This is a genomic window from Nocardia sp. NPDC004604 (assembly GCF_040609795.1).
Taxonomy (GTDB): Bacteria; Actinomycetota; Actinomycetes; order Mycobacteriales; family Mycobacteriaceae; genus Nocardia.
The window spans coordinates 61,345-67,613 of sequence record NZ_JBEXLC010000033.1 but is presented as its reverse complement, the minus strand read 5'-3'; the positions used below and the strand labels follow the sequence as shown (position 1 = coordinate 67,613).

At 66.6% G+C, this 6,269-nt stretch carries 2 protein-coding genes; both read left to right on the top strand.

What is annotated here, in order from left to right; genetic code table 11:
• Positions 1-22 precede the first annotated feature (22 nt).
• Positions 23-4,765, top strand: a complete 4,743-nt coding sequence (locus ABZW16_RS14965) for an SDR family NAD(P)-dependent oxidoreductase (protein ID WP_354956043.1) — start codon at positions 23-25, stop codon at positions 4,763-4,765.
• Positions 4,766-4,781: 16 nt separating this feature from the next.
• Entirely contained in the window at positions 4,782-6,266 is a 1,485-nt protein-coding gene (locus tag ABZW16_RS14960) for a polyketide synthase (protein WP_354956041.1), read from the top strand.
• Positions 6,267-6,269: the final 3 nt, after the last annotated feature.

The window sequence follows — 6,269 nt, the reverse complement described above, 5'->3', positions numbered from 1 at the left end:
GTCGATGTCATGGCGTGCCGCCGTGCTGGGCTTTGCGCCGGATAACGTGTCGGCGACGCTGCGTCGTTATGCCGCGGACCCGGCTGCCGAGCAACCCGAGGTGCTATCCGGCCGCGCTCGCGACGTCGGTCGGGTGGCCTTCGTCTTTCCGGGTCAGGGCGCGCAGTGGCACGGTGTCGGCGCGGCGCTCTACGGGAAGGACCAGGCGTTCACCACCGCCGTCGAGGCATGCGCGGCCGCGCTCGAGCCGCATGTGGACTGGAGCCCGCTACCGGTGATATCCGGTGCGGCAGGGCCAGGTTGGCTCGAGCGCGTCGATCAGGTGCAACCGGTGCTGTGGGCGCTGTCGCTGGGTATCGCCGCCATGTGGCGGCGCATGGGCATCGCTCCCGATGTGGTCGTCGGCCACAGTCAGGGCGAAATCGCGGCGGCCACGCTAGCCGGAGGGATCAGCCTGGAGGACGGTGCGCTCATCGTGGCCCGTCGCAGCGCGGCGCTGCGAGCGCTGGCGGGTTCCGGCCGAATGCTTGCGGTCGAACTTTCCAAGGATGAGATCCCCTCGGTCATAGCGGGCTTCGAGAATTCCGTTGGACTGGCAGTCGACAACGGTCCGCGATCCTGTGTGCTGTCCGGTGATACCGACTCGATCGAAGCGCTGCACGAGATTCTCACGGCCGAAGGCGTGTTCTGCCGGATGGTCAAGGTGGACTACGCCTCGCACAGCCCGCAGATGAACCAGCTCCGGCCCGAACTGTCGGCGGCGCTCACCGCGGTGGCAGGGCGTGCGGGCAGTGTCGAGATGCATTCCACTGTCACTGGGCGCCGCGTCGGGCCCGACGATCTCGGCGGTGACTATTGGATCGAGAACCTCTGTCGCCCAGTGCTATTCGCCGAAACAATGACAGCGCTGTTCAACTCGGGCGTCACCCACGTGATCGAGATCAGCCCGCATCCGGTGCTGACACCGGTCAGCGAGCAGCTGGCCGCCACGCGGCCGCAGCCACCCATAGCGCTTTCGTCGCTGTACCGGGATCGTGATCCCCGCACCGAGATGTGTCGCAGTCGCGCCCGGGCGTACATCTCGGGCCTGCATCCATTCGCTGATATCGCCGCCTCGGCCGCCACACCGCTGCCTCCGTATCCGATGCGGCGACAGTCCTTCTGGCTTCCGGCGCGCGCAGCCGGCATATCGGCGGCAGCTACGCTGCGAGTTCCCGCGTACCCCAGTGTCGTCGAATCCGGGGCATGGCACGCCACCCTTCCCATCACACTCGACGCCATGGCGTGGCTGGCCGACCATCGCGTCGGCGACGCCGTGGTGCTGCCCGCGGCCATGATGATGGCCATGGCGGTCGCGGTCTGCCGTACCAGATACGGGCACGCACCAGCGGCGTTGCGGGACTTGCGGTTCACCCGCGCCTTGACGCTCAACGACACCCCGACCCGCCTCGATGTGATGCTGCGCGAAGACATCACGGCGGGTGCGAGCGTCGAGATCAGGTCGCTCGACGACGGAGCGCAGACGTGGACGCCGCATGCTCGAGGCCGGGTGATGCACGTGGTGGAGCTCGCAGATGCGCCGAACTTCCCGGCCGAATCACCGGGCGACGATCCCATGGGCTCCGCGGACTTCTACGAGCTGTGCCGACGGCGAGGACTGAACTACGGCCCCGAATTCCAAGGTGTGCGCGAGATCCGGATTTCGCGCGACACCGCGCTCGCCCGGATCGCACTCGGTGCACAGGGACGGGCACAGCTGCACCGAGGTGAGCTGCACGCGGCACTGCTCGATAGCGCAATGCAGGTCGCCCTGGTGCTGTTCGACGAGGAGCGAACCGTCGTTCCAGCGGCGATCGAAGAGCTCAAGCTGTACGCAGAGCCAGCCGATTACATCGACACGGCCTGTGTGTACGCCGTTCGGAGGTCGGCGAATTCGGCGGACATCCATCTCTTCGATGCACAGCGGACACCGTTGGCCGCCATCCGCGGACTCGAGCTGATCGCCATCGACGGCGAACGGACCGCTGCCCGGCGATTCGATCGAGAATTCCACTTCGTGTTGCGGCGCGAGGACACCGCTGAGCAGGGCTCGGCGGATACCGTTGCGCGCGGCTCGGCGGATACCCAGTTCGTCCTGGACGGTGCGGCAACACATCAAGAGGCATTGCGGGAAGCCCTTCGTCGACGCGGCCTGTCCGTGCGCACCGCTGAGCACAACCGCATCGACCAGACCACCACGGTGGTCTATCTTGCGCCCACCGCCGACCTCGATTCGCAACGTCGAGGACTTGTGCAGCTCGCCGAGCTGGCACGCGCCCACGTCGGTTCCGGAACCGTGCCGCGTCGGCTGGTCGTGGTGACCGCAAACGCCTGCGCCGCCGAGTTTGCGGATCGACCAGATCCAGGTGCCGCCATGTTCTGGGGATTCGTCCGGGTCCTGCGACGTGAGCATCCCGAACTGTCCGCCGAGATCATCGATATCGCCCTGCCCGACGGGATCGACGACTGCGCAGACGAACTCCTGGTGGCGACCGGAGAAGACCAGGTGGTGCTTCGTGCCGGACGACGCTACATCGGCCGACTCGAAGGCGGTGAGCGTCCGAGCGAGAGCGTAGTGCGCCCGTGGCACCTACTCCCGCAGCCCTTCCGGCTGCGGTCGGCTCCGGACCGATTCTGGGACGGGCTGCGCTACGTTCCGCTCGCCCCCCGTGCACCGGGCGACGGTGAGGTGCTGGTCGAAATCGAGTCGGCCGCAGTGAATTTCATTGATGTGATGAAGGCGGCCGGAACCTATCCGGATACCTCACCGGGAGCCGGGGATTTCGGTGTCGAATGCGCCGGTGTGATCCGCCGGATCGGGCCGGGCGTGACCGGTCGAGCAGTCGGCGATCGGGTGGTGGCCTGCGGACTGGGGACATTCGCATCGCACATCACTGTTCGGGCCGATCACACCGCGCCGATCCCCTCCGGCATGACCGCCGAGACCGCTGCGGCCCTGCCCACCGTGACGACTACCGCCTGGTATGCGCTGGCCGTACTCGGGCGCGTGGGACCAGGCGATACTGTGCTGATTCATTCCGGTGCGGGTGGATTGGGCCTGGCGGCCATCAGCGTGGCCCGCTATCTCGGCGCGCAGGTGTTCGCTACTGCCGGGTCCGCAGCGCGCCGCGCGTTCCTGCAAAATGCGCACGGTATCGAGCATGTCTTCGACTCGCGCGCGCTGACCTGGGCAGACGAGGTGAAGGCCGGGACCGGTGGGCGCGGAGTGGATGTCGTGCTCAATTCGCTGTCCGGCGCGGCCATTGATCACGGTCTCGACGTGCTCGCCGAGGACGGCCGTTTCATCGAGGTCGGGAAGAAGGACATCTACGCCGATCGCCGACTCGGCTTGCGGGCGTTCGCCAAAGGCATCGGGTTCCTTGCCGTCGACCTGGCCGGGATGATGACCCGTCGACCCGAGCGCTTCGCGGCCGCATTGCATGAGTCGTGGCAGTTGGTCCTCGACGGTCACCTCGCACCGGTACCGACCACCACCCACGTGCTCGCCGATGTCGCGGATGTGCTGCGGGACATGGCCCGCGGCGAACACATCGGCAAATTCGTGCTCAATCGCCCCGAAACGGTGCGCGAGATCGCTCCGGAGCCCATGCCGGACGGCCGATTCCGGGCGGACGGGACATATCTGATCACCGGCGGCCACGGTGCGCTCGGTCGCAGCCTCGCCAGCTGGCTGCTCGCGCACGGAGCCGGAGCGGTCGCATTGCTCGGGCGCAACGCACCCGGGGGAACGCTGCCGATCGGCGAATTCGAGACTGGAACGAGCTCCGGCGCGACGGTGAACAGCTATCGTGCCGACGTCTCAGATCACGAAGCTCTCGCTGCCGCACTGGATTCGATCCGGACGGAGCTTCCGCCGCTGCGCGGGGTGTTCCATGCCGCCGGAGTGCTCGACGACGCCACCGTGCTCGGACTCTCCGCCGAACAGGTCGAACGCGTCTTACGACCGAAGGTCGACGGCGCGCGCCATCTGGATGCACTGACCGCGCAGGATCCACTGGATTTGTTCGTGCTGTTCTCCTCCGCCGCCGCACTCGTCGGCAACCCGGGCCAGTCCGCATACGCCGCGGCGAACTCCTATCTCGATGCGCTCGCGGTGGCGCGCCGCTTCGACGGCCGACCCGGACTGAGCATCCAGTGGGGACCCTTCGCGGACATCGGTTTGGCTGCGGCGCAACAGAATCGAGGTGAGCGGCTGGCTGCGCATGGCATGGCCGGCATCACCGAGACCGACGCATGGACGGCGCTCGGCGGATTCCTTGCCGAGGACCGCCAGATCATCGGATATCTGTCCTTCGATTCGCGCCGGTGGTTCGACGCGTATCCCGACTGTGCCGCACAGCCGAGCTGGAAAGCATTGCGGCACAGCAGCGATACCGCTGCGCCCGGGCTCGCTATGAGCGAGTTCCGCTCCGTCTTGTCCGATGCGACGGACGCCGAAGGGCCCCGGCTCGTACTGGACAAGATCGTCGAAGTTGCCGCAGGCGTGCTCCGGATGGCCGCGGATGGCGTCGATGTGCGAACGCCATTGCGCGCCATGGGGCTCGACTCGCTCATGAGTCTGGAGATGCGCAACAGGCTCGAATCCGTATTCGCCCTGCGGATCTCGCCGACGCTGCTATGGACCCACGGCACCGCCGAGGCACTGGCCATCGCACTTCACGGCGAGCTGGTCGCCGCGCCCGGCGAACCCGCGCGAACAACGTGATATCAGGAGATACAGGATGGATGAAATAGCTACCGCGAGTGCGGGCGCACCGGACAACATCGCCCTGCGCCGCGCCACCGAGACCATCAAAAAATTACGTGCACAGCTGGATCAACGATCCGAGGTCGGACCCATCGCGATCATCGGCGTCGGGTTGCGCCTCGCCGGCGGGATCAGCGACCTCGACGGATATTGGGCGGCACTGCTGAAAGGCCGGGATCTGATCGGCGACATGCCGATGCACCGGCGCTGGCCATTCGAAGATGAATGGGCGCAACTGCCGACCCGGGGCAGCTTCATCTACGACGCACTCGATTTCGATCCGGACTTCTTCGGGATCAGTCCGCGCGCCGCGCAGGCCATCGATCCGCAACATCGGATGCTGCTGGAGGTCGCCTGGGAAGCTTTGCAGCACACCGGCACTGACCCGGATCGGCTGCGCGGGCAAGCGGTAGGCACGTTCATCGGGATCAGCGGTCGTCAGGACTACGCCGACTGGGCCGGGCAGCACGGCGACGCGCACTGGGCGCTCGGCAACGGGCACAGCTTTGCGGCCGGCCGAATCGCCTACACGTTCGGGTTCACCGGGCCCGCTGTTGCTTTCGATACCGCGTGCTCCTCCGCACTGGTCGCGATCGCCCACGCGGTGCAGTCATTGCGGCGCGGCGAAACGGAGATCGCGGTGGCCGGCGGCGTCAATCTGATCCTCGCGCCGGGCTCCACCCGGACGATCAGCCGAACCGGCTCACTGGCGCCCGACGGCCTGTGCAAGGCCTTCGATGCGCGGGCCAACGGCTTTGTACGCGGTGAGGGCTGCGCTCTGATCGTGCTGAAGCGCCTCACCGACGCCCGGCGAGACAATGACCCAGTGCTCGGCGTCATTCACGGAGTCGCGCTCAACCAGGATGGCCGATCCTCCGGATTCACCGCGCCCAATGCTGACGCCCAGCGTCGGTTGATCGAGGCCGCCCTGGCCGATGCCACCTGCAGCCCAGCGGATCTCGGCTTCATCGAAGCGCACGGCACTGGAACCGCTTTGGGTGATCCGATAGAGATGAGCGCCATCGTTGCGGCGCTGGCCGCTCGAAACGGCGGTAGGCCATTGCATGTCGGATCTCTGAAGACGAACTTCGGGCATCTCGAGGCAGCGTCGGGGGCCGCGGGCTTCATCAAAGCCCTCATGTGCGTTCGAGAACGTGTGATCCCGCCGCTCCTGCACTTCGATACCCTCAATCCGCGAATTGATCTGAATGGCACCGATATTCGGGTAGGCAACCAAGCTGAACCGTGGATAGCGACGCAAAGCGGCCCGCTGGCCGGTGTGAGCTCATTCGGCATCATCGGAACAAATGCTCATGTAATCGTCGGCCCGGCCGACTCGGCGGAAACCATACGGGGTGACCGACCGTCGGTCGAAACCGGGCAACCCCAGTGGAACCGGGTGCCCTGCGTGCCGGGGTTCCTCGGTGCGGCTCCACCCGCATACGCCACAGTGCGATGACCC